General features: G+C 44.8%; 26 protein-coding genes and 1 tRNA gene. 20 read left to right on the forward strand and 7 right to left on the reverse strand.

The features are described from left to right. Window positions 1–188: 188 nt before the first annotated feature. The gene (locus MKZ16_RS11080) at window positions 189–2,504 is read left to right on the forward strand and encodes an endo-1,4-beta-xylanase (protein WP_076107477.1); all 2,316 of its coding nucleotides are present in this window, start codon (window positions 189–191) and stop codon (window positions 2,502–2,504) included. A 339-nt stretch (window positions 2,505–2,843) separates the two neighbouring features. On the opposite strand, the gene MKZ16_RS11085 is transcribed toward MKZ16_RS11080, so the two are convergent. Then, window positions 2,844–4,559 carry an ABC transporter ATP-binding protein gene (locus MKZ16_RS11085; protein WP_036679350.1) on the reverse strand — a complete coding sequence of 572 codons (1,716 nt, stop codon included), beginning with the start codon at window positions 4,557–4,559 and terminating at the stop codon, window positions 2,844–2,846. 285 nt (window positions 4,560–4,844) lie between these two features. On the opposite strand from MKZ16_RS11085, the gene MKZ16_RS11090 reads away from it, so the two are divergent. Continuing rightward, entirely contained in the window at window positions 4,845–6,023 is a 1,179-nt protein-coding gene (locus tag MKZ16_RS11090) for an MFS transporter (RefSeq protein ID WP_256715566.1), read from the forward strand. A gap of 89 nt (window positions 6,024–6,112) precedes the next feature. Here MKZ16_RS11090 and MKZ16_RS11095 read toward each other — a convergent pair whose 3' ends face one another. Further along, complete coding sequence (locus tag MKZ16_RS11095; protein ID WP_076107474.1) at window positions 6,113–6,874, reverse strand: methyltransferase domain-containing protein; 762 nt, start codon at window positions 6,872–6,874, stop codon at window positions 6,113–6,115. Between the two features lie 238 nt (window positions 6,875–7,112). Here MKZ16_RS11095 and MKZ16_RS11100 point away from each other — a divergent pair. The 5 genes from MKZ16_RS11100 to MKZ16_RS11120 all read left to right on the forward strand — a co-directional run bounded on the left by MKZ16_RS11100 (window position 7,113) and on the right by MKZ16_RS11120 (window position 12,529). Further along, window positions 7,113–7,196: transfer RNA gene (locus MKZ16_RS11100), tRNA-Leu, on the forward strand. Window positions 7,197–7,853: 657 nt separating this feature from the next. Beyond that, window positions 7,854–8,183, forward strand: coding sequence for a PadR family transcriptional regulator (locus tag MKZ16_RS11105; RefSeq protein WP_036679357.1), 330 nt, complete (start codon window positions 7,854–7,856; stop codon window positions 8,181–8,183). Further along, entirely contained in the window at window positions 8,180–8,737 is a 558-nt protein-coding gene (locus tag MKZ16_RS11110) for a DUF2812 domain-containing protein (protein WP_036679361.1), read from the forward strand. The genes MKZ16_RS11105 and MKZ16_RS11110 overlap by 4 nt, the downstream gene beginning before the upstream one ends. A 205-nt stretch (window positions 8,738–8,942) precedes the next feature. Next, the gene (locus MKZ16_RS11115) at window positions 8,943–12,047 is read left to right on the forward strand and encodes a PAS domain-containing hybrid sensor histidine kinase/response regulator (protein WP_076107473.1); all 3,105 of its coding nucleotides are present in this window, start codon (window positions 8,943–8,945) and stop codon (window positions 12,045–12,047) included. An 11-nt stretch (window positions 12,048–12,058) separates the two neighbouring features. Continuing rightward, on the forward strand, window positions 12,059–12,529 hold the full coding sequence (locus MKZ16_RS11120) for a NusG domain II-containing protein (protein ID WP_256719396.1): 471 nt from the start codon (window positions 12,059–12,061) through the stop codon (window positions 12,527–12,529). Here MKZ16_RS11120 and MKZ16_RS11125 read toward each other — a convergent pair. The 3 genes from MKZ16_RS11125 to MKZ16_RS11135 are packed head-to-tail and all read right to left on the reverse strand — an operon-like array spanning window position 12,522 to window position 15,462. Then, window positions 12,522–13,397 (reverse strand): TIGR03943 family protein, encoded by an 876-nt coding sequence (locus MKZ16_RS11125; RefSeq protein WP_038569778.1) that lies wholly within the window; start codon window positions 13,395–13,397, stop codon window positions 12,522–12,524. The genes MKZ16_RS11120 and MKZ16_RS11125 overlap by 8 nt on opposite strands. 50 nt (window positions 13,398–13,447) lie before the next feature. Continuing rightward, window positions 13,448–14,437 (reverse strand): permease, encoded by a 990-nt coding sequence (locus MKZ16_RS11130; protein ID WP_038569780.1) that lies wholly within the window; start codon window positions 14,435–14,437, stop codon window positions 13,448–13,450. Beyond that, window positions 14,434–15,462: a GTP-binding protein gene (locus MKZ16_RS11135; protein WP_036679372.1), complete on the reverse strand. Its 1,029-nt coding sequence runs from the start codon at window positions 15,460–15,462 to the stop codon at window positions 14,434–14,436. Before MKZ16_RS11135 ends, MKZ16_RS11130 begins: the two co-directional genes overlap by 4 nt. A gap of 203 nt (window positions 15,463–15,665) precedes the next feature. Between MKZ16_RS11135 and rpmG the strand changes: the two genes are divergently transcribed. The 10 genes from rpmG (at window position 15,666) to MKZ16_RS11185 (ending at window position 22,510) form a co-directional block, all read left to right on the forward strand. Further along, a complete protein-coding gene (gene rpmG / locus MKZ16_RS11140; RefSeq protein WP_076098468.1) occupies window positions 15,666–15,815 on the forward strand; it encodes a 50S ribosomal protein L33 in 150 nt (49 codons plus the stop codon). A 48-nt stretch (window positions 15,816–15,863) separates the two neighbouring features. Beyond that, a complete protein-coding gene (locus MKZ16_RS11145; RefSeq protein WP_036679375.1) occupies window positions 15,864–17,072 on the forward strand; it encodes a GTP-binding protein in 1,209 nt (402 codons plus the stop codon). A gap of 218 nt (window positions 17,073–17,290) precedes the next feature. Further along, the gene (locus MKZ16_RS11150; RefSeq protein ID WP_036679376.1) at window positions 17,291–17,998 is read left to right on the forward strand and encodes a metal ABC transporter ATP-binding protein; all 708 of its coding nucleotides are present in this window, start codon (window positions 17,291–17,293) and stop codon (window positions 17,996–17,998) included. Continuing rightward, entirely contained in the window at window positions 17,944–18,810 is an 867-nt protein-coding gene (locus MKZ16_RS11155; protein ID WP_076098466.1) for a metal ABC transporter permease, read from the forward strand. Before MKZ16_RS11150 ends, MKZ16_RS11155 begins: the two co-directional genes overlap by 55 nt. Beyond that, window positions 18,800–19,861, forward strand: coding sequence for a metal ABC transporter substrate-binding protein (locus tag MKZ16_RS11160; protein ID WP_076098465.1), 1,062 nt, complete (start codon window positions 18,800–18,802; stop codon window positions 19,859–19,861). The genes MKZ16_RS11155 and MKZ16_RS11160 overlap by 11 nt, the downstream gene beginning before the upstream one ends. Window positions 19,862–19,887: 26 nt before the next feature. Continuing rightward, window positions 19,888–20,157 carry a 30S ribosomal protein S14 gene (gene rpsN / locus MKZ16_RS11165; RefSeq protein ID WP_038569786.1) on the forward strand — a complete coding sequence of 90 codons (270 nt, stop codon included), beginning with the start codon at window positions 19,888–19,890 and terminating at the stop codon, window positions 20,155–20,157. Between the two features lie 149 nt (window positions 20,158–20,306). Continuing rightward, window positions 20,307–20,741, forward strand: coding sequence for a DUF6157 family protein (locus MKZ16_RS11170; RefSeq protein WP_081393481.1), 435 nt, complete (start codon window positions 20,307–20,309; stop codon window positions 20,739–20,741). Continuing rightward, window positions 20,719–21,489, forward strand: a complete 771-nt coding sequence (locus MKZ16_RS11175; RefSeq protein WP_081393480.1) for a GNAT family N-acetyltransferase — start codon at window positions 20,719–20,721, stop codon at window positions 21,487–21,489. Before MKZ16_RS11170 ends, MKZ16_RS11175 begins: the two co-directional genes overlap by 23 nt. A gap of 16 nt (window positions 21,490–21,505) precedes the next feature. Then, a complete protein-coding gene (locus MKZ16_RS11180) occupies window positions 21,506–21,871 on the forward strand; it encodes a hypothetical protein (protein ID WP_038569788.1) in 366 nt (121 codons plus the stop codon). A gap of 3 nt (window positions 21,872–21,874) precedes the next feature. After that, a complete protein-coding gene (locus MKZ16_RS11185; RefSeq protein ID WP_076107469.1) occupies window positions 21,875–22,510 on the forward strand; it encodes a class I SAM-dependent methyltransferase in 636 nt (211 codons plus the stop codon). Window positions 22,511–22,622: 112 nt separating this feature from the next. Here MKZ16_RS11185 and MKZ16_RS11190 read toward each other — a convergent pair whose 3' ends face one another. After that, window positions 22,623–23,426: an MBL fold metallo-hydrolase gene (locus tag MKZ16_RS11190; protein WP_076107467.1), complete on the reverse strand. Its 804-nt coding sequence runs from the start codon at window positions 23,424–23,426 to the stop codon at window positions 22,623–22,625. A 151-nt stretch (window positions 23,427–23,577) separates the two neighbouring features. Further along, complete coding sequence (locus MKZ16_RS11195) at window positions 23,578–24,162, reverse strand: helix-turn-helix transcriptional regulator (RefSeq protein WP_076098462.1); 585 nt, start codon at window positions 24,160–24,162, stop codon at window positions 23,578–23,580. A 164-nt stretch (window positions 24,163–24,326) separates the two neighbouring features. Here MKZ16_RS11195 and MKZ16_RS11200 point away from each other — a divergent pair, with 164 nt between their 5' ends. From MKZ16_RS11200 to MKZ16_RS11210, 3 genes are all read left to right on the forward strand, one after another. Then, window positions 24,327–24,614, forward strand: a complete 288-nt coding sequence (locus MKZ16_RS11200; RefSeq protein WP_036689213.1) for a Dabb family protein — start codon at window positions 24,327–24,329, stop codon at window positions 24,612–24,614. 207 nt (window positions 24,615–24,821) lie between these two features. Further along, window positions 24,822–25,262 carry a HepT-like ribonuclease domain-containing protein gene (locus MKZ16_RS11205; RefSeq protein WP_076098416.1) on the forward strand — a complete coding sequence of 147 codons (441 nt, stop codon included), beginning with the start codon at window positions 24,822–24,824 and terminating at the stop codon, window positions 25,260–25,262. Window positions 25,263–25,320: 58 nt separating this feature from the next. After that, the gene (locus MKZ16_RS11210; protein ID WP_036689218.1) at window positions 25,321–25,986 is read left to right on the forward strand and encodes a metalloregulator ArsR/SmtB family transcription factor; all 666 of its coding nucleotides are present in this window, start codon (window positions 25,321–25,323) and stop codon (window positions 25,984–25,986) included. Window positions 25,987–26,025 lie beyond the last annotated feature (39 nt).

Here is a 26,025-nt window from a genome sequence, read left to right on the forward strand (position 1 = left end):
ATGGAAACAAATGTGATATTATGGCGATATAGAGCCCATACTTCACGGATGACCTGCCTAGCTTGGTTCCTCCTGAGGATAGGCTCTGATTTTTTTATGAGGAAGGTGGTGTGGCCCGAGCGGTATCGGGGACAGGAAGAAACGAAGCAATAAGGTTCGAACCTAATTCAGAAGGGAGAATCGAAGCGATGAAAAAAGGAACTTTTTTGAAAGCGCTTAATTTTGTTTTGGTTTTATGTTTGCTTGTACCTGCGTATTGGGCTGCACCCGCACATGCGGAGAACACGCTTATTCAGCAAAGCGATTTTGAAGATGGTACTGTTCAGGGCTGGAGTGGACGTGGGGAAGTTGAGGTGCTTACGGCCAAAACAGATGCGGCACGCAGCGGCACATATGGCCTGGAGGTAAGCGGCCGAACAAAAACGTGGCATGGACCTTCACTGGATGTGACTAGCCAGCTAGAAGTGGGACAAACTTATGTGTTTATTGGATGGGTGAAGCTGCCGGCCGGATCATCTAACGCGAATATCTATATGTCATTGCAGCGGACATTACCTTCTACCATTCATTATGACAATTTGACCTTTGGTGCAGTGACAGCGAACGGTTGGGTGAAGCTTCAGGCGCAGTACAAGCTATTGGAGCCGGCAGATCAACTTTCTATTTATTTTGAAGTGCCGGGTAGCGCGACAACTTCTTTTTATTTGGATGATTTTCGATTGGAAAAGCTACCGGATCTCGGTCCAATTGTCATCGAGGATGCGATTCCTTCGCTGAAGGATGTGTTTGCAAACAAATTTCTGATCGGCTCGGCTTTTACGAATAGTGAGCTGCTGACAGCTCCGGATCGGCAATTGTTATCCAAGCATTTTGATAGTGTAACGCCAGGAAATGTTCTGAAATGGGACAGCACGGAGCCGCAGGAAGGTGTGTTTAATTTCGCTGACGCTGACACGGCAGTAGCTTTTGCTACCGCAAATGGGCAGCAGGTACGTGGACATACCCTGGTCTGGCATTCGCAGACACCGGATTGGGTGTTCCGTGACGCCAGTGGTAATTTGGTCTCCAAAACGGTGTTATATGAGCGGATGAAGAGTCATATTAAGACCGTTATGGAACGTTATAAAGGTGAAATCTATGCTTGGGATGTCGTCAACGAAGTGATTGACACTTCGCAATCTGATGGCATGCGCCGCAGCCTGTGGTACCAGATCGCGGGTGAAGAGTACATTGAGAAGGCGTTCCAGTTCGCTCATGAAGCTGATCCTAACGCAAAACTGTTCATCAATGACTACAATACGCATGAGCCAGCCAAAAGCCAAGCACTATACAATCTGATTGTACGACTTCAGGCTAAAGGGGTTCCTATTGACGGAGTAGGGCATCAAACGCACATCAGCTTGTATTATCCTTCGCTCTCTGAAATCGAAAATTCGATTATCAAGTTCAAGGCTTTAGGGCTGGAAACTCATATTACTGAGCTGGATATTAGTGTGTATTCTGATAATTCTCAAGCCTATGAGACCTTCCCTGATCATTTGAAGCAGCGCCAAGCGGCTTTATACAAATCATTATTTGAGATCTTCCTGAGGCACACGGATACGGTCACGAATGTCACTCTCTGGGGGAAGGATGACAGTAATACTTGGCTGCGCACTTATCCGGTAGCCCGCAACAATTGGCCTTTATTATTTGATGAGCGCCTTCAATCTAAGCCGGCCTACTGGTCCGTATTGGAGACAGTGGCAGCTCCCGTAGTTCCAGCTGCTCCTGCTAACTTGAATGCAGCTGCAGGCAATGGGCTCGTGAATCTTAGCTGGAGCACCTCGGCGGGCGCAACTTCCTATACGGTGAAACGGTCACTTACGAGTGGTGGCCCTTATACCACTCTGACTACGGCTACCGGGACGAGCTATAGCGATGCGGCCGTTAGCAACGGAACGACTTATTATTATGTTGTGAATGCTGTCAATAGTGCGGGTACGAGCAGCAATTCTGTACAAGCGATGGCTACACCGCAAGGCTCGGGGCCTGTCGAACCGGTCACCGGGCTTGCAGTGGCGTATCGGACAGCGGATACTAACCCAAATGACAACCAGATGAAGCCCTATTTTAATATTAAAAATAACGGCACAACTGCAGTCGATCTTAGCGAGCTGAGCATCCGTTACTGGTATACGATCGATGGAGACAAGCCGCAATCCTTTTTCTGCGATTATGCCCAGATCGGCAACAGCAAGGTAGCAGGCAGTTTTGTAAAGCTGGACACGCCTCGAACGGGAGCAGATTACTACTTGGAAGTACAATTCAACGCAGGTGCGGGCATGCTTGCAGCTGGAGGTGCTTCCGGGGATATTCAGACCCGGATACACAAGACAGATTGGAGCAATTTTAACGAGGCCAATGATTATTCGTTTAATTCACTTCAGACCGCTTATGCGGATTGGAACAAGGTGACCCTTTATCGGAACGGAGTGCTGGTATGGGGAACAGAGCCGCAATAGCGAAACTAGGGGAACTGAGCTTTAATTGTGCCGTTTTTAATTTTTAGGGAAAACCTCCCTGAAAATAGCTGATTTATGCTGGTTACTTAGCTTTTCAGGGAAATCCTCCCTAAATATCGCCTGAATTCCACTATTATGAGCAAATTGGGGTGAATCTGCGGGAGGTTTTCCCTGATTGCAAGGATTAGAGCAATAAACCAAAGAAAATCAGGGAGGAATTCCTTAATCAAGCATCACGTTTGCTGCAAATAGAGGAGTTACGCGAAAAAGCAAGCCTAGTCGCCAAAAACATGGTGACTAGGCTTGCTTCATTTTTGCCCAGCTGTGGCAAATTACTTTTTAAAAGTTATATTGCGCCTGATGCAGACGGCTGTAAATTCCACCAGCATGGACTAATTCTTCATGTCTGCCTTGTTCAGCGATTCCTTCTTCATTCACGACCATAATCCGGTCGGCATTTTTGATCGTCGTCAAACGGTGAGCGATGACGAGTGTGGTTCTGCCTACGGACAGATCAGCCAGGGATTGCTGAATCGCGGCTTCGGTCTCTGTGTCCAGCGCGGAAGTAGCTTCATCCAGAATCAGAATCGGCGGATTCTTGAGGAACATGCGAGCGATAGCCAGGCGCTGCTTTTGTCCACCGGACAGCTTCACACCGCGCTCCCCGATGACTGTCTCCATTCCATCTGGCAGATTCTGAATGAGCTCCTCCAGATGAGCACGTCGCGCGGCTTCCCAGATTTCAGGCAGCTTTGCATCCAGTTTCCCATAGGCGATATTCTCGCGAATTGTCCCGGAGAACAGGAAAACATCCTGCTGCACGATCCCGATTTGTTTGCGCAGCGATTCCAGCTTCATGTCACGGATATCGATGCCATCAATCGTGATGGCCCCGGCTGTGACATCATAGAAGCGCGGAAGCAGGCTGCAGATTGTTGTTTTACCTGCGCCGGACGGTCCAACAAAGGCAATGGTTTCGCCAGCCTTTACGTTAAGGCTTATATTTTGCAGAACCGGACGATTCTCTTCGTATCCAAAAGATACATCCTGGAATGTAATATCACCGCGCAAAGCGTTGATCTCCACGGCATCCGGTTTGTCACTGATGTCAGGTTCCGTGTCAATGATCTCCAGATAACGTCTGAAGCCGGCAATTCCTTTAGGATAACTTTCGATCACTGCATTGATTTTCTCGATAGGGCGGAAGAAGATATTCGACAACAAGATAAACGCCACAAATTCACCGATTTGCAGCTCGCCATTGATGAAGAACCATGCGCCGCAGATCATCACCAGGATGGTAATGAGGCGGGTCATCATATAGCTGACGGACAAGCTTCTAGCCATGATTTTATAAGCCAGAAGTTTTGTTTTGCGGAACATTTGATTATCTACTGCGAATAGTTCTTGTTCATGCTGCTCATTGGCAAAGGATTGCACGACCCGAATCCCACCGACATTGTCTTCGATACGGGCATTGAAACTGCCTACATTTCCAAATAGCTGACGATAAGTGGAAGTCATATTGCGCCCGAAGTAGATGATTACCCAAGCCATAATTGGAACGATAATAAAAGTAATGATCGCCAGCTTCAGATTAATATCAGCCATTAGGAGAAAGGCTCCGACAAGGGTCATGATTGCAATAAATACATCCTCAGGACCGTGATGCGCAACTTCGCCGATATCATTTAAGTCATTGGTGATTCGTCCGATTAGATGGCCTGTTTTATTATTATCAAAGAATCGGAACGAGAGTTTCTGAATATGGTCAAACATTTTTTTGCGCATATCAGTTTCGATATTTATGCCCAGCATGTGACCCCAGTAGGTGACAATATACTGCATCACTGTATTTAAGGCGTAAATCGCCAGCAGCGCAACACAAGCGATAAGAATAAGCGGCCAATCTTGACCAGGAAGTAAATCATCAATAAATTTATTGACGGCTACCGGAAAAGCCAGTTCTAGCAGTCCCGCAAAAACAGCGCAGGAGAAATCCAATATAAATAGTTTTCTATACGGACGATAGTAGGAAAAAAACCTTCGAAGCATTCTGTTCACTCTTTTCTGTGGTTTAAATATGAGTCCAATTGAAATTAATTCTCAACTACCCGATGATATGGATACTAAAGATGGCCAGCGGTTTTGTCAATAATTCGGGTATAAAATTACTTAAGGGTTGTAACTTCTAATAGAATAGTAGATGATGGTTCATAGTGTTTAAATATTTCAGATCCTTGACAAGCTTTCTGCTTGGCGGGGTTATTTGTTTGTAATTTAGGAGGATACACGATGAAAGCATCACAACGCGAAGGACAGATTCAGAATAATAGCTTAATGGATAGCAAATATGATCGCTGGCTGCTTGTGCTGGGAATTATTTTTATCGCTGCAGCGCTGCGGGCTCCATTTACTTCTGTGGGTCCATTAATACAATTGATTCAGGATGACCTCGGCTTATCCAATACTTTAGCGGGAGCTATTACTACTTTACCATTATTAGCTTTTGCCATCTTGTCCCCGTTTGCTCCAAAGCTGGCCCGCCGTTTTGGTTTGGCTAATGTGTTATTAGTTGCCATGGTCATGCTGGCTATGGGAATTCTAATTCGCTCGGGATCTGGAGCAGGTCTGTTGTTCACAGGTACTGCTATACTTGGATTATCTATTGCCGTTTGTAATGTACTGCTTCCAGGTCTTATTAAGGGGAAGTTTCCTCACAAAATCGGGCTAATGACAGGTATCTACACGGTTTCTATGAATTTATGCGCAGCTATTGCCTCAGGAATTAGTGTACCGCTGGCAACGAATGCTGGATTCGGTTGGAGAGGGACCTTGGCCATCTGGTTTATGATCGCAGCTCTAGCAACAGTGTTCTGGATTCCGCAAATTCGTAAGCTTAATCAAGGAACCGGCTCTAAGAGTGCAGCCTCAAGCAAAAATATGTGGCGTTCATCTCTTGCTTGGAAAGTCACGATCTTTATGGGCTTACAGTCACTGCTTTATTACGTCTTTATTGCCTGGTTTTCGGTTCTCCTCGGTGAACGGGGAATGTCGTCGAGTAATGCGGGTTGGTTTCTCTCGCTCATGCAATTGGCACAGCTACCCTTTACTTTCTTCGTACCGCTGTGGGCAGGCCGGATGAAAAACCAACGTATTCTAGTTATAATCACTGCTGTTCTTTATTTCATCGCATTAGGTGGCATCTGGCAAGGCAGCGGCGCTTTAATGGCTGTATGGGCGATATGCTTTGGTATTGCCGGAGGATTTGCCTTCGGTCTTGCGATGATGTTCTTCAGTCTAAGAACAAGAAGTACGCAAGAAGCGGCGGAGCTGTCAGGAATGGCCCAATCTGTGGGTTATGTACTGGCAGCAATGGGACCGGCATTATTCGGCTGGCTGCATGATGTAACGAACAGCTGGACGGTGCCATTGATTTTACTGCTGGGTGCAAGTGTGCTGTTGATGGTTGTCGGACTTGGCGCTGGCAGTGATCGATATGTTGGAGATAGAAAATAGAATCTCGTGTAAAAAGAGTGTTCTAACGCGTACTAAGCGCCAGTGCACTTTTTTTGATTATTGAACATGGGCAGTAATTCTCATCTATATTAGCTTCGTTTGTAAGCAACAACCCGGATTCTGCGATAGTCCATTACCCAGCGGCCGTCCTGATATAGCGTGGGTTTCAGTTTCTGTTCCATAGAAGAGAGAACTTCTGCGCGTTCAATGGGTGTGAGCACACTTAAGATTCCATCGGCAAAAGTATTCAACCACCGCTGAAATCCTTGCTCCAAGCCTTCCAGTGGTGTTGGCCGGTCAAAACAAAGAGCGAGGTCCACGGTCAGTCCGTGCTTCTCTAGTAGAGTTGCGTACTCGCCAATGCTGGGGAAGTACCAGGGCAAATGCAGCTTATGACTACAGCCAATGGCTGCAAAAGCTTGTGGAAGTGTAGCGACGATGGAAGCAATATTGCCCAGTCCACCGAACTCGGCCACGAAACGGCCGCCTACCCGCAAGCTGGCAACGATGGACGCCGCCGCTCCGTTTGCGTCTGTTAGCCAGTGAAGGGCAGCGTTGCTGAACACAGCATCGACTGGCTGTTCCGCGACATAAGTTTGCCCATCAGCTAAGACAAAGCTTAGATGGGGATGTTTGTCACGGGCTGTCTGAATCATTTCGGCAGAGGCATCAATACCTGTCACAGTGGCGCCTCTAGCAGCAATGGCTGCCGCCAAATCTCCGGTTCCACAGCCCCAGTCGATAATCTGTTCGCCAGGCTGTGGGCGAAGCAGCTCAATCAAAGACTCTCCAAACTGAGACACAAAGGCCATATCAGTATCATAGGTTTGGGTATTCCACTGCTGGTTCATAAGTATTCATCCTTTCTATTGATAGATTATTCAGACATCTCCGTCATAACGCCATACTTTATCTATGTTGTACCATATGAGATCTTATAATAGAAATATATAAACTGAATAATATTGATTGGTTGTACCTATGAGGTCTATATGTAGCCCAATTCAATTATACAAAAACCTTGCGTTTTATATGCAAAGGGAGTATAGTATTATGTACAGGCGGTTTTGGTCGCCAGTTACATAATACGCGGTCATGGCGGAATTGGCAGACGCGCTGGCTTCAGGTGCCAGTGGTAGCAATATCGTGGAGGTTCGAGTCCTCTTGACCGCATCATAGCTTAATAGAAAGCCCCTAAATTCGCTCCTATGGCGATTTGGGGGCTTTTTTATTTGCAATTATCATGTAGCTAAATTAGCAATTATGTAGCTGAGCAGCAGTCATGTAGATCAATAGCATCCAACTGATGAATCTCAGCGTTCTCAAACAAATTAACGAAACTATCTCTAAATACAGTCACCGCCAGAGCGCATGGTGTTCTTTAGGTCCATAAACGGAACCTAGGTGAACGGTGTTAAACTAACGGACCGTATGGCCGTTATTATTGATATTTGGCACATTTTACAGGGGTTTCGGACTGCATAGCGCTTATTGCTAAGGAATCGTGTGAAAAGCGAGTGTTTGGTGACGAATAGCTGCATCTGAGTCCGAACGTAAGCTAAAACACGCTATTTTTCGGAAATAGCTGCATCTGAGTCCGATACATCATAATGAGGAAGGAATAGTTGCCACGGTGGGAGTAGCTAGCTGCTGAGTAGCCCCCCCAACAAATCCGTCCTTAGCTAAGTGCTGGGCGGTTTTTTTGTTGCGCTCATAATCGCTGCGAAGAATAAAATGGGTGTTTTTGTATTGACAATTATATCGGCTTCCGTAATAATGGTATTACGGAAGCCGATATATCGACAACAGTAATAGAATGGGGATGAAATGATGCCTGAAAGCACAGAAAGAGGCGCATTAACTGAAGCTGTATTTTATATCTTATTGTCTCTATATACAGCAATGCACGGATACGCAATTATGCAGAATGTGAAGGACTTAAGTAACGGTCGGGTTGATCTGGGCGCGGGCACTTTATACGGAGCACTTAACACTTTACTGGAAAAAGGCTGGATAAAAGCAGTGGAAGGGGAGCAAGGTTCCCGTCGAAAAGAATACGAAATTACCGACTTAGGAAAGTCAGTGATTCAGGGAGAGATTATCCGTCTGGAAGAATTGATAGCGAATGGGAAGAGAATAGCTGGAGGTGAGTCCAAATGAAACATGTGGTTCGCAAGCTGATTTGGGATTATGAGAAGGAAGAAAAGTGGCTTAATGAAATGTCTGCGAAGGGGATGGCTCTATCAGAATTATCTTGGTGCAAATATGTGTTTACAGAGACCCCCAATAATGAGTACACGTATAGAATTGAGCTTTTAGATAACATGCCTGATCATCCGGATAGCATCAAATATCTCAAGTTTTTAGAGGAAAACGGTATAGATTGTGTTAGTACTTACATGCGCTGGGTTTACCTTAGAAAGAAGTCGGGAGAAGGTCCGTTTGATATTTACACAGATCTGGAATCCAGAATAAAACACTATAAGCGAATCAACAGGTTATGGAAATCTGTAATGTGGCTAGAGTTGATTTTAGGTCTATTTAATGTGATGATTGGTGTAATAAATTATTCTTTTTCATCACAGGATCTCAGTATAGTAAACGTAATAATGGGCGGAATGTTGATTTTGTTAGGTCTTGTTTTTTTAATTATTGGTGCACCTATCCGTAAGAAAATTAAGAAGCTTCAGCTGGAAAATTTGATAATAGAATAGGACTTTAGAGTTGTAACATGCACACACGGCAAGTTTCCTTTTCAAAGGGAGACTTGCTGTTTATTTTTGCGCAGTTTTACTGCGAAATTTACCAGTCTATCATTTAGGACTCAACTATCAAGCTTATTTACCGAAAAAAAGGTATACTGAAATTATTACAAGTTTGTTAATATAGTCCCCCATTTTCAAAAGAGGAGGCTTACAGGTGTCTGATTTTCTTTTTAAGCAGCTATACTTACGGTCTTCTATCGGGATTGCGGTAGTCTCTCCGAAGGATGGGACGTTATTACAATCGAATCCTGCGCTATGCCAAATGTTTGGTTATGCAGAAGAAGATCTTTTGAATATAAATTATCTGGATCTTGTGTATCCGGAAGATAAAACTAATAACGATCATTCCGTTATCCTGAACGATCTGCTAGCTGAGCCTGGGACTGCATTGGAGAAAGAACGGCGGTTTTTGCGTAAGGATGGCGAAATCATCTGGGTAGCCCAACATATATTTTTAATCTATCAGGAGAATTCCAGTGAACCCTATGTCCTGATTTCTGAGTTAACGGATATCACTGACCGAAAACTTGCTGAACAGAAGATTCAGGAAGATGAGCATTTATATAATTTGATCACGCAAAATACACCGGATATGATTTCTTTTGGCGATCCTGACGGAACACTGCACTACGTATCTCCCTCAGTGGAGCTGCTGTTAGGTTATTCTGCACAAGAAATGATAGGTACCAAAAGACCCGAGTATTATCACGTAGATGATGCTCTTGAGATGATTGAACAAGGCAAGCTATATTCGGATACGGACGTATTTACTCGTAGAGCCCGTCATAAAGATGGACATTATTTGTGGATCGAGAGTTCTTCCCAAGTGGTACGTGATGAGCAGGGGAACATTAAACAGATATTAACCATTGGTCGCGATATTACTCAGCGCAAGAAATACGAGGATATGCTGGCTAAAGCTCAACACCTTGCGAAGATGGGATCCTGGGAATGGGATATGACAAAATCACGGCTGACGGTTTCCAGAGAGATGCGTAATATTTTTGGCTTTTTGGAAGATGAGAGCAATCATTCTTATTTTGATTACAGACGTGTTTTTGCTTGCATTGATCCTGACGATTTCATCAGACTTGAACAGTTAGTACATCAATCCATGGAGAATGGGACTAATGGCGAAGCAACGGTCCGTATTCATAGTGCGGATGGAGAGCTGAAGTTTCTGGATGTGCACTGGGAAGTGATTACAGATGAAGAAGGAAGACTGCTGCAGATCAGCGGGATAGCCCAGGATGTGACCGAACGTCAACGAATGGAAGAACAACTGCGGGAAAGTGAGCAGAACTATCGTCTGATCTCAGAAAATTCTATGGACTTCATTTCACGTAATGCAGCGGACGGGAGCTTTACCTATCTGTATGCCTCACCCATCTGCCAGACTATGTTTGGCTATGCACCAGAAGAAATGTGCGGAACTAGAGGGATTGATTACATACATCCGGAGGACAGAATCAAATTAACTTCATATCTCAGCAATTGTATGGAAGGGAAGAAGCTTGAGCCTGTTATTCTCCGGTTTTTTTGCAAAGACGGAACCTTTATTTGGACAGAAACGACTCTGCGGTATATTTACTCTGAGACCTGCGGGAATCAGGAGCTTGTCTGTGTAACCCGCGACATTGGGGAACGTACGCGTCATTTTGAAGAAATACAGAAATTAAGTAACGAGTATGCGCTGATCTTGAATTCGGTCTCTGAAGGCATATTTGGGATGAACCTTGAAGGCAACACGATGTTCATTAATCCAGCAGCCATTACTATGTTGGGATTCGATCCTACTGAGTGGGGAAACAGCAAATTTCATGCGATTCACCAAACCTGGCTGGATAACGAGTCTTTTACAGGAATTCAGAAGACGCTGCTTCCTTCACGCTCCAGTAATCTCACTATTGAAGATAGGGAGGGTGTGTTTTGGAGGCAGGATGGTTCAAGCTTTTTAGTCAGATATCGGATGACCCCACTGTTTGATGGTGATGAACGGATTGGGGCGGTTGTCGTCTTTCGAGATATTACGGAGGAGAAGGAGATTGTGCGGGCGAAGGAGTCTGCCGAGGAAGCGGACCGGGCAAAATCGGAGTTCCTAGCGATCATGAGCCATGAGCTGCGCACGCCTATGAACGGCATTATTGGGATGGCTGATCTTTTATCTGGGACGGAGCTGGATGAAGAGCAAAGCTACTACACACAGATCATTAACAAAAGCGGTGAGGCATTGCTTCATATTCTGAATGAAGTGCTGGATTTCAGCAAAATTGAAGCAGGCATGATGACGCTTGAACTACAAATGGTGGATTTGCATGAAGTGATACAAAACGTTTGTGAACTGTTTTATCCGAAGGTTAAGGAGAAAGGGCTTTTACTTACTAGCGAGCTATCTCCTGAGCTTCCAGCCGTCATCATGACTGATGGGGCGAGATTGCGTCAAATTCTCGTAAATCTGGTTGGGAACGCAGTGAAATTTACGGAGACAGGTGAAATCAGTATCTCTGTTATGTTAGAAGCTTCAGAGGCATCCGGAAATCTTATCGTGAAATTTATCGTAAAAGATACAGGATTGGGGATTCCAGTTTCCAGCCAAGGTTTATTATTTCAATCCTTCTCGCAATTGCATCCGTCGATCAATCGTAAATATGGCGGAACTGGGCTTGGACTTGCCATAAGTAAAAAGCTGGCCGAGCTTCTTGGCGGATCTATCGGTGTCAATAGCTGTGAGGATGAAGGCTCGGAGTTTTATTTTACAGTGGAAGTCTCTCTACCTAAAGAGGAATGGGATCAGAAAGTGACCGTCAACGCCTCAACAGATGTGGTCAGAAATGATAAATCTGCTGCTAAAGAGTTAACTACCGGTGAGTATGGACCGATGTCCATTCTTATTGCAGAAGATCATCCTGTGAATCAGCAGCTTATGCAGGCTTATCTGAAAAAGAGGGGATATGTTCCTGACATCGCTTTAAATGGTGAGGAAGCGGTTCGGGCTGTGCTTTCCAATCATTATGATCTGGTATTTATGGATATTCAGATGCCTATTATGGATGGAATAGAAGCAACGGGAATCATACGTGAGAAGCTTGGGCTGACACCAATTATCATTGCGGCTACAGCTTTTGCAAGAGATGAAGATAAGATGATGTGTCTTAGTGCTGGAATGCAGGATTTCATTTCTAAACCCATCTCGATAAAAGAGCTCGACCGGGTATTAAGAGAATGGTCTGCCCAAATTCGTTTAGGTGAGCATCATTGACAAATAGGGTTATGATTAATATATTGATATTAATCGTAATCATTACGTATATTATTTGTCATGAAAGGATTCTTACCTTGTTAACAATGAAGCGCGGGGATATTTTAATTATTGTGATAGCCTTGTTAGCTGCGGGCTTGATTTATGGCATGAAGTGGTGGGACAGCAGCAATGAGCAGTATCAGCAAGGGGATTTGAAAGCTATAATTACGGTGGATGGTAAAGAGTACAAAACCGTTTCTTTGACTAAAGAAGAACAAATTATAGATATTCAAACGAAATTCGGCCACAATACGCTAAAGGTGTTTGATTATGGAATCCAAATGATCTATTCTGATGCTCCCTTGAGAATCGCTTTAGAAATGGGGTTCATCTCAAGACCCAAACAGCAAATTATCTGTATTCCAGCTCGTATTATGGTAGAAGTATTTAATCCTAATAAGTCTGAGAATGATGAGGATGAGCTAGATGCGATTATTTAGTAATCTTAGTTGAACCTTCTAACTCTTTCCATGCGGTGATAGAGTCAGGACTGGTGTAAATGTAAGGTGTTGCGGGTTGTTTGATAGGTGTAATAGACTCAGCACTAATTTGCATAATTTCTTGACCTTTATAGGGAACAACTTGAAGCTTGCCCCGGACCTCTATCCAGGTATCGGTAGGCAGGCTTTTTAGTTTGCCGGAATCCACTAATATCCCAAAGGGTGTAGCATCGGCAGTGCAGCATTGGACCAGAAATCTACCTATGGCAAAAGAATTCTCTGAATGTTCACCTTGATCACGATATAAAAAGCCGGAAATAGTAATTTCTTTGCCTGCAAATTGTTGTTTGTACATCTCAAGGGCACCTAAGGTTTCGGAGAAAATCGCTGAATAAACTGGGACCACAGGTTGTGCATAAAGGATCTTGGCCAGCTCGGTAAGCTCCTCATGGTAAGGATCAATGGACTCGAATCTCGCGGAATTTTTAGCTTCAGTGGGCAAGGAGGATAGGGAGATTCCTTTTTTAGCAGCGGCCATACTTCCCAAAGCGCGATCCGGAAGGAGAAATCCGAGCAGCAGTGGAAAAAGGAATAATCCATATAGCGCTGTACTTTTGAAAAAAGAATGTGGAAGCCGATGCTCGCAGTCACAGAGAACACTACCCTTGCCAAATAAAGCCTGTACGGCCAGACTGAGCGCCATAAGTGTCAGCGGGATTGGACATAATTGAACCCAGCGTGCCAGCTTGGGCGCTACATAATAATGCAAAGCGTCCTGCTGTACCAGATGCCCGATATAGAGGGCGAAAGCGAGCAGAATGACCGCCCTTAACAAATAGTGAAACCGGATGCTTCGAGAGTCATTCATGCTCTATCCTCCTACCCATGTTGTAAGCAACAGCTTACCACCTCTATGAATTACAGCCACAAGGACATGAATACCGCCCCAATAAACACGCTTGCGAAGATCAGAAAGAACAAATAAAGAGCGAATTTGGTCTTAAACAGTGAGAGCAACATCAATGAATTTTTGAAATCCAGCATCGGTCCGAATACCATAAAAGCGAGCAGAGCACCAGATGGAAAAGAATGTACGAAGGTGGAAGCTACAAAGGCATCTGAGGTGGAACAAAGTGAGAGCACAAATGCCAGTCCCATCATGAAAAAATATGAACCCAGCGGCTTAGCTCCGATCGCAGCCAGACTGTCTTGAACCATAAATGTCTGAATGCCAGCGGTTAATAAGCAACCGATAATTAAATATTTTCCCATCTCAAAAAACTCATCTGAGGTATGGACGAAGACAGCGGCTATTTTTCCCCCACGAGAATTATTGTGATGAGCTTCCCCCGTTTCACGCTGAACATTTAGGCGGATGGGAGATTTTTTAACCGTTGCGTAGATTATCAAACCTATTAGACAGGCTACAACAAAAGCCAGACCCATACGGGCATAGGCCAGCTCCGAGTGGCTGCGAAATGCTGTCATGGTCGCCCCATAGACGACAGGATTTAGGATCGGACCGGACAAAATAAACACGATAGCTACGTAAACAGGCATACCTTTATGGATAAGTCGGCGGACGAGCGGGATCATTCCACATTCGCAGACCGGAAAAATAATTCCGAGCAGACATGCGAACAGAATGGCCGGAAGAGGTCGCCGCGGAATCCACCGGGAAATCATTTCATCCGGGATAAAGACGCGAAGCAGTGAAGATAACAATGCTCCTGCTAATACAAACGGCAAGGCTTCCAGCAATATGCCGATAAAAGCGGTTTTGAAGGTGTCGATGTATGCATTATCCAGCAGTTCCAGATGATTCGGCAGCCATACAAAGCCAATGATAATCAGGAACGAGATCGGGAGGAGCAACGGCAGTATTTTTAATGGTGAAAAGGTAGTCAAAACTCGAATAAGGCGGACCACCGATCTGCCAGCTGTTCTTCATCTATATTCATCCCGATGAACACCACATAAGGCATACCAGGATAACGAGAGGCTTCCCAGGTAGTACGCATCCCCGCATATTGGACAAGCTGAACCGGCTCCTGTTCGGACAAAAGAATATGCCCCTTGGCACGTAACAGGTTGTCACCCCATTCTTGGAAGAAGGCCTCTAGGCGTTCTTTAGAAGGCATAGTTGTCCTTACCTGCGGAATGGTTAACGTGATGGCTGTTACCTGCGAGAAAGAAGCGTGCTGCTCCTCATGCAGCTCTTTTACAGCGGTTCCCCCATGCTCTGAATGCATTTGTTTCAGTGATGCTCCTTTGAAGGTTTGAGGCGCTCGCTGTGGAGCCGGAGCTATAATTTTACGTGGGATTATTCCTGACAATATCGGAGACAGGTTGATTTCACTGTAATGGGTGTATACAATTTCAGCCTCCGTATTTTGTTTACGAACTCCCTTTTCAATTCTCCATAAGGTTTCCGGCTCTACGAGATCGCTTTTATTAACGACAATAAGATCAGCTGTGGAGAGCTGCTTACGCAGGGTCCGAACGAGCTGTTTGTCAGAGGAGAGTCTGCTGTTATATTCCAGAGCATTTTCCGCATCTAACAGAGTGATGGTATAGTGCAGCTCCACCAGATCCTGTAGAGGGGTTTCCTGTAACGTTTTGGCGATTTCTTCAGGATCGGCGACGCCGGTCAACTCCATGTAAATGGCATCTGGACGTCCTCTCAGCAGCACCATCAGGCTATCTGCCAAATCCTCTTTACGGCTACAACATACGCATCCGTCCAGCAGTTTAGTTACAGCTGTACCGGTATGCTCCTGCAGAATATACCCGTCCACATCCCGTTTGCCCAGTTCATTCATTACTACTCCTGGATTCAGCCCTCTTACCTTGCTTTCTTTCAGCAGGGACAACAGCAGAGTTGTCTTCCCGCTCCCCAGAAACCCGCTCAAAATAATTACTGGTATCTTCATGATCTCCACTCCTGCCTGATTCTCTAGGAATTACAAGAATCATATTTTTTATAATTCCATCTATACGTAATTTGTCCACCAGAAAGACCACAAAATTAAGAGAGTTGAAATTTTTACAAGATCATAGTTGACAGATTGTGAATAAACCGTGTACGATGTGTTAATCGTAATTATTACGATTTAATCAAAAGGAGATGGAAACGATGAGAGTAATCATTACTTTGGCATGTACGGAGACAGGAGATCGCAACTATACCACTACCAAGAATAAGCGAAATCATCCAGGGCGTATGGAAATGAAAAAATATTGTCCACGCCTAAAGAGAGTAACCTTACATCGCGAAACCCGTTAAGGGCGGAGGCTTTTAATCTTGATTTTATAAACGATAGGAGTGGTATAGATGAAAAAGCTCCCTGTTACCGTGCTCAGTGGATATTTGGGCTCTGGGAAAACAACGCTGCTGAATCATATTCTGCACAACCGTGACGGGCTTAAAGTAGCTGTTATTGTAAATGACATGAGTGAAGTCAATGTGGATGCGAATCTGGTGAAGTCCGGAAATACGCTTTCTAGAACAGAAGAGAAATTAGTTGAGATGTCTAATGGTTGCATCTGTTGTACGCTTCGTGATGATTTGATTGTCGAAGTACAAAAGCTGGCTGCGGAAGGGCGATTTGATTACATCCTGATTGAATCCTCAGGCATTAGCGAACCTGTACCAGTGGCACAGACCTTTACCTATGCCAATCCCGAGTTGGATATTGATTTGACTTCGCTTGCTCAATTAGACACGATGGTGACTGTTGTGGATGCTGGGCGTTTCTGGCATGACTTCTCTTCTGGTGATAGTCTGATGGACCGCAACCAAACGGCTGGCGAAGGAGATTTCCGCGATATTGTGGATCTGCTTATTGATCAGATCGAAACTTGTGATGTCTTGCTGCTTAATAAGTGTGATCTGTTGAAAGAAGATGAACTCAACAAGCTTGAAGCTGTGCTCCGTAAGCTTCAACCGTCTGCCAAGCTGATCCGCACGATTAACGGCGTAGTAGATCCGAAGGAAATTCTGAATACCGGATTGTTTGATTTTGAGAAAACAAGCTTATCCTCTGGTTGGATCGCGGAGCTGAATAAAGAGACCCATACCCCTGAAACGGAGGAATACGGAATTTCTTCCTTTGTTTATCGCCGGAGAACACCTTTCCACCCGCAAAGATTAAGTTTTTTCTTTAGCAACTGGCCGGAAGAGGTCGTTCGGGCAAAAGGTGTGGCATGGGTAGCTGCAAAAGGTGATCTTGCAGCAACTATAAGTCAGGCAGGACCTTCCATTCAGTTCGGACCTGCTGGCTACTGGTTGGCTACAATGCCTAAGGATCAGCAGCTGGAGGTACTGGAAAGCGAACCTGAGCTGCAGGCGAAATGGGACGAGCAGTGGGGCGATAGAATAAATGAAATCGTATTTATCGGTGTAAATATAGATCAGGCACAACTCGAAGCCAGATTGGACAGATGTTTGCTGACGGTGGAGGAGCTGAAGCAGGATTGGACAAAGTTCAACAATCCACTTCCGTGGCCTGTTGAAGAACTCCTTGCGGCTGCTGAGGAATAGATACTTAGTAAATTAGCGATGGAAATCCGGAATCCAGAAGGTGGGATTCCGGATTTTTGCTGTATGAAAAAGAGGTCTAATAGTTATTATTACGATTAATTTTTAATTTTGGGTTTACAAATCGTAATGATTACGATATTATCAAATTTGTTAAATCGTAATACTTACGATTTAATCCGAGATGGACATAACATCAGTCAGAAGGGAGGCGAGGCACGATGATCCTATCATCCATGCGGAATGTAGTGTTCGGGTATGGGGATGAAGCTGTCCTTGATAACATTTCATTAGATATTCATACCGGACAGTTTATTGGTATAACGGGACCCAATGGAGCTGCTAAGACCACCCTGCTGAAGCTAATGCTCGGCCTGCTTCGTCCATGGAGTGGAACGGTTCAGTTGAATAAAGAGTTATCAGATAACGGAAAGATGGTTATCGGCTATGTTCCACAGCAGGTAGCTTCTTTTAACGCAGGATTCCCAAGTAAGGTGATCGAACTGGTTCGCTCGGGTTGTTATCCAAGGCTGGGATTATTTAGACGCTTTACACCTGAGCAGGACGAGATCGTCGAGCGAAGTTTAAAGCAGGTGGATATGTGGCATTTGCGAGACCGGAAGATAGGAGAACTGTCAGGCGGCCAGAAGCAGCGGATTTGCATCGCTCGAGCATTGGCACAACAGCCGCAGATATTGGTTCTCGATGAACCTACTACGGGAATGGATCTGGACAGTCGCATTGGGTTCTATAAGCTGATGCGCCATGATGTCAGTGAACACGGCCGGACCGTAATCATGGTGACGCATGGCCTGGAAGAGACCAGTTCCTATCTGGATACGTTGATCAGCCTGGAACGAAAGGAGAATGAGGGTTGGCAATGTTTAGTTACGAATTCATGCAACGTGCATTTTGGGCCGGTGGTTTAATTGGCATTATTGGTCCGCTGCTCGGGGTATATCTCATGCTTCGCCGTCAGGTCCTAATGGCGGATACCCTCTCTCATGTTTCGCTTGCAGGAGTAGCACTAGGCTCAATACTTCAGCTTAATCCGGCACTAAGTGGTTTCATGGTGGCGATTCTCGGTGGTATTGTCATCGAACAGCTTCGACGTTCTTATCGTACATATAGCGAGCTTCCGGTAGCTATTATTATGACCTCTGGATTAGCATTGGCAGTTGTACTTATGAGCTTAAAGCAGAATTTAAGTAAAAGCTTCAGTTCCTATCTGTTTGGTTCCATCGTTGCGGTCAGCGACACTCAACTAAAGATTATCGCTGTGGTTGCTGTAATCGGTCTGGTCTATTTTATTGTGTTACGCAGATCTTTATATAATCTGACCTTTGATGAAGAGACCGCTAGTATCAGTGGAGTTCATGTGGGCTGGTTATCATTTTCGTTTGCTGTACTAACTGGAATGACAGTAGCTGCTGCGATGCCAGTTGTTGGAGTGCTGTTAGTCTCAGCGCTTATTGTTTTGCCAGCTTCGATTGCCTTGCGTATAGCGTCTGGTTTCACGACAGCTATATTGATATCAATTGGCGTAGGGTTACTCGGCGTTTTTAGTGGCCTAAGTGCCTCGTATTACATCAATACACCGCCTGGTGGGACGATTGCTCTTATACTGCTATCGTTCTTATTAATCGCAATTTTGGTACAGAAGCTGATCCGACTTAGAAATCGTCGGCGAATTCATAAATCTATTTCCAGAAAAGGAGTTACAACTCTCAATGAAATTTAGAATCCATCATTTAGCCCTTTTGTCCCTGTCCGCGTTACTTATTGCCGCAGGTTGCGGTAATAATAATGCCAGTAATTCTTCTACTACTACGAATGCTTCTGGAGCCGCAGAAGCCACAGCCCTTCCAGAGTCATCTAAACTAAATATTAAAGTCAGTTTCTATCCAATTTACGAGTTTACCAAAAATGTGGCAGGAGATCTGGCGGACGTGGAAGCACTCATACCGGCAGGAATCGAACCCCATGATTGGGAACCGACTGCACAAGATATGGCAGAAATCTCAGATGCGGATATGCTGATCTATAATGGCGCAGGAATGGAAGGCTGGGTAGACCAGGTGCTGGAAAGTGTATCTGGCACTCCGTTAATTACTGTAGAAGCGAGCAAGGGTCTGGACATCATGGAAGGCACGGAAGAGGAAGAAGCTGACCACCACCATGAAGAAGGAGAACATGCTCATGAAGAAGGAGAACATGCGCATGAAGAAGGAGAACATGCTCATGAAGAGCATTCGCATGATCACGGTGGATTAGATCCGCATGTGTGGCTCAATCCTACACTAGCCATTCAAGAAGTGCGTAACATTGAAGCAGCTTTAGCTGCTGCCGCACCTGAACATGCCGAGGATTTTAAGACAAATGCAGATGCTTATGTAGCTAAGCTGGAGCAACTGGATCAAGAATTTAAGGACGGTCTTAAGGATACTAAACGCAAGGATTTTATCACTCAGCATGCGGCTTTTGGTTACCTTGCCAAGCAGTATGGATTAACTCAGGTCCCGATTGCCGGACTATCTCCGGAGCAGGAGCCTTCTGCCGCAAATATGAGTAAGATTGTGGAGTTTGCGAAAGAGCATAAAGTGAAGACGATTTTCTTCGAGACACTTGTATCCTCCAGTGTGGCAGACACAATAGCAAAAGAGATTGGTGCCAAAGCAGCCGTTCTAAACCCAATTGAAGGATTAACAGAGGAAGATCGCAGTCAAAACCTGGATTATTTAGGAATCATGCGTCAGAACCTGGAAGCCTTGAAGAGTGCATTGAACGAGTAGATTTAAAGGATGGAAGGAGAACGAACATGGCCAAGAAATCTAAAGTTGTGAAAGAATTGAAAAGACAAGCACTAGTCGCCAAATACGCTGTTAAAAGAAAAGAACTAAAGGAACAAGGGGACTATATGGCTTTGCAAAAGCTGCCACGTGATTCCTCCGCAACTCGTCAAAAAAATAGATGCCAAGTGTCTGGCAGACCTCGAGGTTATTTGCGCAAATTTAATGTTTCCCGAATTGTATTCCGCGAATTGGCGCATAAAGGCCAGATTCCGGGTATTACCAAGTCGAGTTGGTAAATGAGAACGGCCAATCCTCCGTAGTTTAGAGGATTGGCCGTTTTTGCTGCTCATCCATCATGGACTTTAGAAAATTCGGCTATGCTAAGAATAGGAAAATGATTTATCATAGAAGGAATATATTTCTATTTAATATGGAGGTGATGCAAATGAGCTATACCGATACTTTTATTCGTGTAGCAGAGGACTGCCCTGAGGAAATCGGAGTTCCTCCGATGTCTTGCAAAACGCTCCCGCCTGCACATGTGATTCAATATGAACTGTTAATTAATGAGCCCTACAAATACAATCATGAAGAACTTCTGTACGAGGTTCATGTGCGCCATAAACAAATTCCACAGGAAGAACGTTTGGCCCGTAAGGAACAAATATGGAACGAGCTATTTTCCAAAAATCATCCTTGTCTAAGGGCTTCACTGCTGCCGAAGCGGTTTGGTTGGGGTGTTCATTATAACGGTGAGGGTAAAATAGCTCTTTATGGCAAAGAGTCTCCCAAATATGACTATTTCACTTCCCAAGAGGAGGGAACTGTGAAATTACTGCCTGCGATGCGTAACAAACGTGCTTCAAGAGGAGAGGAATAAGCTGTATAAATTCATAGAAGAAATCACACTTAATACTTGGCCTGCGGAGCAGAGCGTTCTCCTGCAGGGCTGGATTCTACGTACGGCAGCTGGTTATACAAAAAGGGCCAATTCGGTCAATCCATTATACGGGGCTGACAGCTCTCAGGTTGATCTCGCAGAACAAATCAAGCTTGCGGAGCGGTATTATGAGCATGCTGGACTACAGCCAGTGTTCAAAATAACCCCCTATACCCAGCCGGCAAAGCTTGATGAGATGCTTGCGGATCGCGGTTATACAATTGTCGAGCCTTCATCGGTAAGGCTTCTTGATCTGGGGGGCTTAGCGAGCCCCGATCTGTGTTATACGGTTCAGATGCAGGAGAGCTTGACTGAAGAGTGGCTGCACGCCTTCAGTGAGCTTACCGGGTTGTCTGGCAAGAACCGGGAAACCTTAACTAGAATGTTGTCTGCATCACATTTGCAGCAGGGTTATGTCCTGTTGTTTAATCATGGTGTTCCTGCCGCCTGCGGACTTGGTGTGATTCAGAATGGATACTTGGGTCTGTATGATATTGTCACTTCCCCTGCTCATCGTAGAAAGGGAATGGCGGAACAACTGCTGCTAGCGTTGCTTAATTGGGGCAGAGCAAAGGGAGCAACAACTTCCTTTCTGCAAGTTGTGCAAGCGAATACGGGGGCTTCAGCCTTGTATGACAAGCTGGGTTTTAAGGAGATTTATCAGTATTGGTATAGAGTGAAAAACTAGCTGAGGAGGGGATGCGGTGAGAAAATTAGGTTTAAATCTCCTGATCATTAGTGTGTACTGTTTTCCATTTGTATATTTCGCGATGGATAAAGATTTCAATAATGGTTCAATGGTTGGTTATTTAATGATGATCGTCATAACATCGCTAATAGCTTTTTTGGGAAAATGGTCTAATAATATAATTGCTGTAGTCATTGGGAATATCGCTTCTGCGTTTGTTTCGTATTATTTTATTAGCAAATTGTCAGGAGAAGGCGGTTGGGACGGGACGTTTTTCAAACCACTTGGACCTACAGGATCGTTTTTATTTTTTAGTATGCTAAACCTGATCCCTCAATTCCTTGCGATGAAATTAGCGAATAAATTTAAAAAGAAGGTCTAATCTATGTCCGAATACTGGAGTCGAAGATTTGCTCAGGAAGGCATGATCTGGGGGAGTGAACCTAGTCCTACAGCTCAGGCAGCAAGGGAGATATTTCGGCAATATGACGTGAAATCAGTTTTAGTCCCGGGTGCGGGATACGGAAGAAATACGAAGGTGTTCTCAGATGAGTTTAAGACCTTAGGCGTTGAGTTAAGCGAGGATGCGTTAAGGATGGCGGCAGAATGGGATCCCAAGAGCCATTTTATCTCAGGTTCCGTATTAGATCCTATTTCTGAAGTACAGGTTGATGCTGTCTACTGCTATGACGTGTTGCATTTATTTCTCGAAGAGGATCGCCGCAGGCTATTAGCTAATTGTCTGGAACAGCTGCGGCCGGATGGCTTGCTCTATTTTACCAGTTTTTCCGATGAGGATGCGAACAACGGCTGTGGAACACTTTTGGAACCGGGAACCTACGAATACAAAGAGGGAAAATATGCCCATTTTTTTAGTGATGAAGATTTAAGACAACATTTTGCAGGTACGAAAATAATTACGACCGGCTCATGTGTGGAGACTTTATGTGGGCCGCTTGGAAAAAAACATCAATACATACTGAGATATATAGTCGCACGTAAATCTGCACTTAGCAAATAATATAGGGAGGAACTCCCTATAATTTCGTTGAATATCCGTAGAATCGGCTATATCAAATGAATTATAGGGACTTTTTCCCTAGACCTCTGCTCGATGATCAGGAATACCTTATTTACACAAATTTACCTTGACCCGGTAGCGCCATTTCTTTGAAATTTTTGCATAAATGAGCAAGCTGGGTAGACAGCTCCTCACCTTCCATGGGTACTCCATGTCCCGAAAGAACAAGATGTGGATTCAGCAAGGCAAGGGTACGGACTGATTTCTCGGCATCTTCCCAGTCTGTCGTGAAATAAGAGGGTGGGCCATGCACCACCTGATGCTGCGTAGCCACTGCAAATACGGATTCCTGTTTGACCGTAAGGAACGTATCACCAGCGATCAGGACTCTATCCTCAGGCCTGAACAGGGAGATATGCCCGGGACTATGTCCAGGGGTATGGATCCATTCCCAGCCCTTCGCACCAGGGACAGTCCCGTCTTCCGGCAAGGGATGAACGGCTGAACCAAGGTCAATGCCATGATGTGAAAATAAGGGGGAAATCATGCTCATAAGCCCGCCGCCTACGGCCGGATCGGCTGGAGGGTAATCTTCTTTACCTGTCAGAAAAGGTAGTTCTAGCGGATGAGCATATACAGGCACATTCCATTCCTCAACAAGCCTTTTCACACCCCCAATATGGTCAAAATGCCCATGCGTCAGGATAATTGCCACCGGAGGCTTATCATAATGCTCCGTAGCAAAATCAATAATATTGCCTGTATATGAGCTAAGACCAGTATCTACAAGAACCCAATCCGAAGAGGGCTGGCCAATTAATGCGACATTTACAAACATAGTGCGAAGTCCAATGACATGAGGGGCCACATTCCAAGTATCGGTATAGCCCTTTGACAGTATTCCGTTAAGTTTCATCTTGCGCCTCCTGACCCGTTCTTTAGTACTACACAATGTATCTACATACAGTAGTATGACCTCTTTTTAAGAAAAAAAGGTATGGCAAATAACCCTTCTCATGATTTCTTGAAGAAGGGCTGTGTTAAACGTGTTCTGTGAGAGGATTGTATTAGAGCGTTCCGCAGTCTGCAAATAGAATATGGCGTGGAATCCGAAAGAAAGCTTCGGCTTTTTCCTGCAGAGCAGGGGTCGGCAGATGGCTGTTGTGGAGCCATTTCCGAAACGTTCCGGGATGGACGCCTATCCAAATACTTACATCCGTTACTGAGAAATCGTATACCATACAAAGTCCGGTCAGGATAACATTGCTGCGCGGTGAACTGGTAATACTTCTTTTCATAAATCGTGAGGGTGTAGGCTGACATACAATGGGGCTTTGACGAATCAATGCTTCATTGAACAGAATGTGGGGTGGGTACCCCAATAGGCGGCAGGTCTTGTCAATGTTATTGTTGGAAGGGATACGACCTTCGTATACCCAAGCGCTTACACTGCGTGAGGATATACCAAGCTCTTCTGCGAGTCGTGACAGCTTGATATCCTTAGCCATCAATACAGCAAGCAGCACACGGTTTCTAATCTGGCTGCGCTTTGGACGGCGAAATCTTTTGACTCGAACGCCTTGTCCAAGGTATTTGCGATTGATCAGAGACCACGCCTGGATATTATGAGGTTCTTGTTGGTTATTAGGCATAATTCCTCCGATTTTTTAAAAATATACTACAACACTTTCTGGTATATCGGCAATGGTTAATGCTGCTATTTCTGACAACACTGTTTAAGTTTCTTTCAGAACAGCTACGCTTATGATATATTTTTAATATCTAATTACAATATTACATTAGGGAGCGATATAGAATGATCAAACATATTGTGTTTTTCAAATTAAAAGATCGGTCCGAAGAAAGCGTAGCGGCAACGGTAGCGGTATTGCGTAATATGGAAGGCAAGATTCCGCAGCTTCTCTCCATCGAGGTGGGTGCTGACATCATTCATTCCGATCGTTCCTTTGATATTGCTCTAGTCACAGAAGTAGCTTCTCTAGAGGATTTACAGGCGTATCAGGTTCATCCGGCTCATAAAGAAGTTATTGCTCATATTAATGAAGTCAAAGAGCTCTCAATTGCTGTAGATTACGAAATTTAAGCTGCTGCTTGAATATAGTATCATCATTTTATACCGGAAGCGGTGACAGGAATGCGTGAGCTTGAGTATCCAATGGAAGCGTTAACTTATTTAGTCGTTTTTCTCGGAGCATGTTTCGTAATGTTCTTCTGGCTGAAACGCCGTGGCAAACGCGGTAAGTAGAGATTAGGACGATTCTCTAACTATTATCGATATGGGGGTATTGCTGTGTATTATGTCAACCGCAATCAAATCGAAACCATTCTAGCTCAAATCCCTGATATTACCGCTGGTCTTCGGACTGTAGCAGCTTCCTGGGATGGTACAACACTAACCGGACTAATACAGGAACGCAGCCTCCATCTGGCAATAGAGGTTGTAACAGACGTTGGTAGCTGTCTCATTGACGGGTTTATTATGCGTGATGCTGGAAGTTATGAGGATATAATTTCTATTATTCATGAAGAGAAAGTGCTAGGTCAAAGTGAGATTTATGAGAGATTGATAGAATTAGTTTCTCTGCGTAAGCCACTCGTTCAGGATTATTATGCCTGGGAGAGAGGTGATCTGCATCCACTTACCCCCATTCTTTCGGAAGTACTTGAGCAGTTTGCCGTTGAGGTACGGAAATATTTGGACCAGGAGCTTGGAGCCAGTGTACCGCTATAATAGCATAGGATAGAATCACATAGAATAGGCGATAGCCGTGAAAGAGAGGGGTTCCTTTATGATGAAGATGGGGCAGGAAAGCGGATCGACAAGACAAATGATTATGACGCTCCTGAAGACGAAAGGAACACTGACCATCGGCGCGCTGGCAGAAGAATTGGGAATTACAGAGATGGGTGTCCGTCGTCATGTGCTTCAGCTGGAGCAAGAAGGGCTTGCAAAGACAAAAGTGGTCCGGCAAGCGATGGGGCGGCCTTTACATATGTACTCATTAACGGAGAGAGCCGAAGAATATTTTCCAAAAAGTTATCACAACTTGGCTTTGGAGCTTCTGCGTGAATTGGATTACGGCAGTGGACTGGATGCTGTTAATACATTATTTGAAGGCCGCCGCCGCCGGATGCTCGCTCAGTATGCTCCGATGATGGAACGGCGCAATTTGGAAGAACGCGTCGCCGAATTATCTTCTATCCAAAATGCCGGTGGATATATGGCAGAATGGAACCGTGAAGAGGATGGCTCATATGTCATAAGGGAGTACAATTGCCCGATTCGCCAAGTGGCTACCCAGTATCGTAAGGCTTGCCAATGTGAGCATAGTCTTTTCGAAGAACTGCTGGATGCTAAGGTAACACGTAATGAATGTATGGCAGAGGGCGGCCATTGCTGCCGCTACGCTATCGTACCCAAAAATGTTACAGACAAAACTTCTGAAAAGTTATAATAATTAGTCACAAGACAATCCCCTGCTGCTTATGATATA

It is taken from the genome of Paenibacillus sp. FSL R5-0928 (assembly GCF_037970385.1).
Classification (GTDB): Bacteria; Bacillota; Bacilli; order Paenibacillales; family Paenibacillaceae; genus Paenibacillus_AQ; species Paenibacillus_AQ odorifer.

Bases quoted from the DNA above. Each gene is read 5' to 3' on its own strand.
- MKZ16_RS11080 (WP_076107477.1), top strand. From the start codon at position 189: ATGAAAAAAGGAACTTTTTTGAAAGCGCTTAATTTTGTTTTGGTTTTA.
- MKZ16_RS11085 (WP_036679350.1), bottom strand. From the start codon at position 4,559: ATGCTTCGAAGGTTTTTTTCCTACTATCGTCCGTATAGAAAACTATTT.
- MKZ16_RS11090 (WP_256715566.1), top strand. From the start codon at position 4,845: ATGGATAGCAAATATGATCGCTGGCTGCTTGTGCTGGGAATTATTTTT.
- MKZ16_RS11095 (WP_076107474.1), bottom strand. From the start codon at position 6,874: ATGAACCAGCAGTGGAATACCCAAACCTATGATACTGATATGGCCTTT.
- MKZ16_RS11105 (WP_036679357.1), top strand. From the start codon at position 7,854: ATGCCTGAAAGCACAGAAAGAGGCGCATTAACTGAAGCTGTATTTTAT.
- MKZ16_RS11110 (WP_036679361.1), top strand. From the start codon at position 8,180: ATGAAACATGTGGTTCGCAAGCTGATTTGGGATTATGAGAAGGAAGAA.
- MKZ16_RS11120 (WP_256719396.1), top strand. From the start codon at position 12,059: ATGATTAATATATTGATATTAATCGTAATCATTACGTATATTATTTGT.
- MKZ16_RS11125 (WP_038569778.1), bottom strand. From the start codon at position 13,397: ATGAATGACTCTCGAAGCATCCGGTTTCACTATTTGTTAAGGGCGGTC.
- MKZ16_RS11135 (WP_036679372.1), bottom strand. From the start codon at position 15,462: ATGAAGATACCAGTAATTATTTTGAGCGGGTTTCTGGGGAGCGGGAAG.
- rpmG (WP_076098468.1), top strand. From the start codon at position 15,666: ATGAGAGTAATCATTACTTTGGCATGTACGGAGACAGGAGATCGCAAC.
- MKZ16_RS11145 (WP_036679375.1), top strand. From the start codon at position 15,864: ATGAAAAAGCTCCCTGTTACCGTGCTCAGTGGATATTTGGGCTCTGGG.
- MKZ16_RS11150 (WP_036679376.1), top strand. From the start codon at position 17,291: ATGATCCTATCATCCATGCGGAATGTAGTGTTCGGGTATGGGGATGAA.
- MKZ16_RS11160 (WP_076098465.1), top strand. From the start codon at position 18,800: ATGAAATTTAGAATCCATCATTTAGCCCTTTTGTCCCTGTCCGCGTTA.
- rpsN (WP_038569786.1), top strand. From the start codon at position 19,888: ATGGCCAAGAAATCTAAAGTTGTGAAAGAATTGAAAAGACAAGCACTA.
- MKZ16_RS11170 (WP_081393481.1), top strand. From the start codon at position 20,307: ATGAGCTATACCGATACTTTTATTCGTGTAGCAGAGGACTGCCCTGAG.
- MKZ16_RS11185 (WP_076107469.1), top strand. From the start codon at position 21,875: ATGTCCGAATACTGGAGTCGAAGATTTGCTCAGGAAGGCATGATCTGG.
- MKZ16_RS11190 (WP_076107467.1), bottom strand. From the start codon at position 23,426: ATGAAACTTAACGGAATACTGTCAAAGGGCTATACCGATACTTGGAAT.
- MKZ16_RS11195 (WP_076098462.1), bottom strand. From the start codon at position 24,162: ATGCCTAATAACCAACAAGAACCTCATAATATCCAGGCGTGGTCTCTG.
- MKZ16_RS11200 (WP_036689213.1), top strand. From the start codon at position 24,327: ATGATCAAACATATTGTGTTTTTCAAATTAAAAGATCGGTCCGAAGAA.
- MKZ16_RS11210 (WP_036689218.1), top strand. From the start codon at position 25,321: ATGATGAAGATGGGGCAGGAAAGCGGATCGACAAGACAAATGATTATG.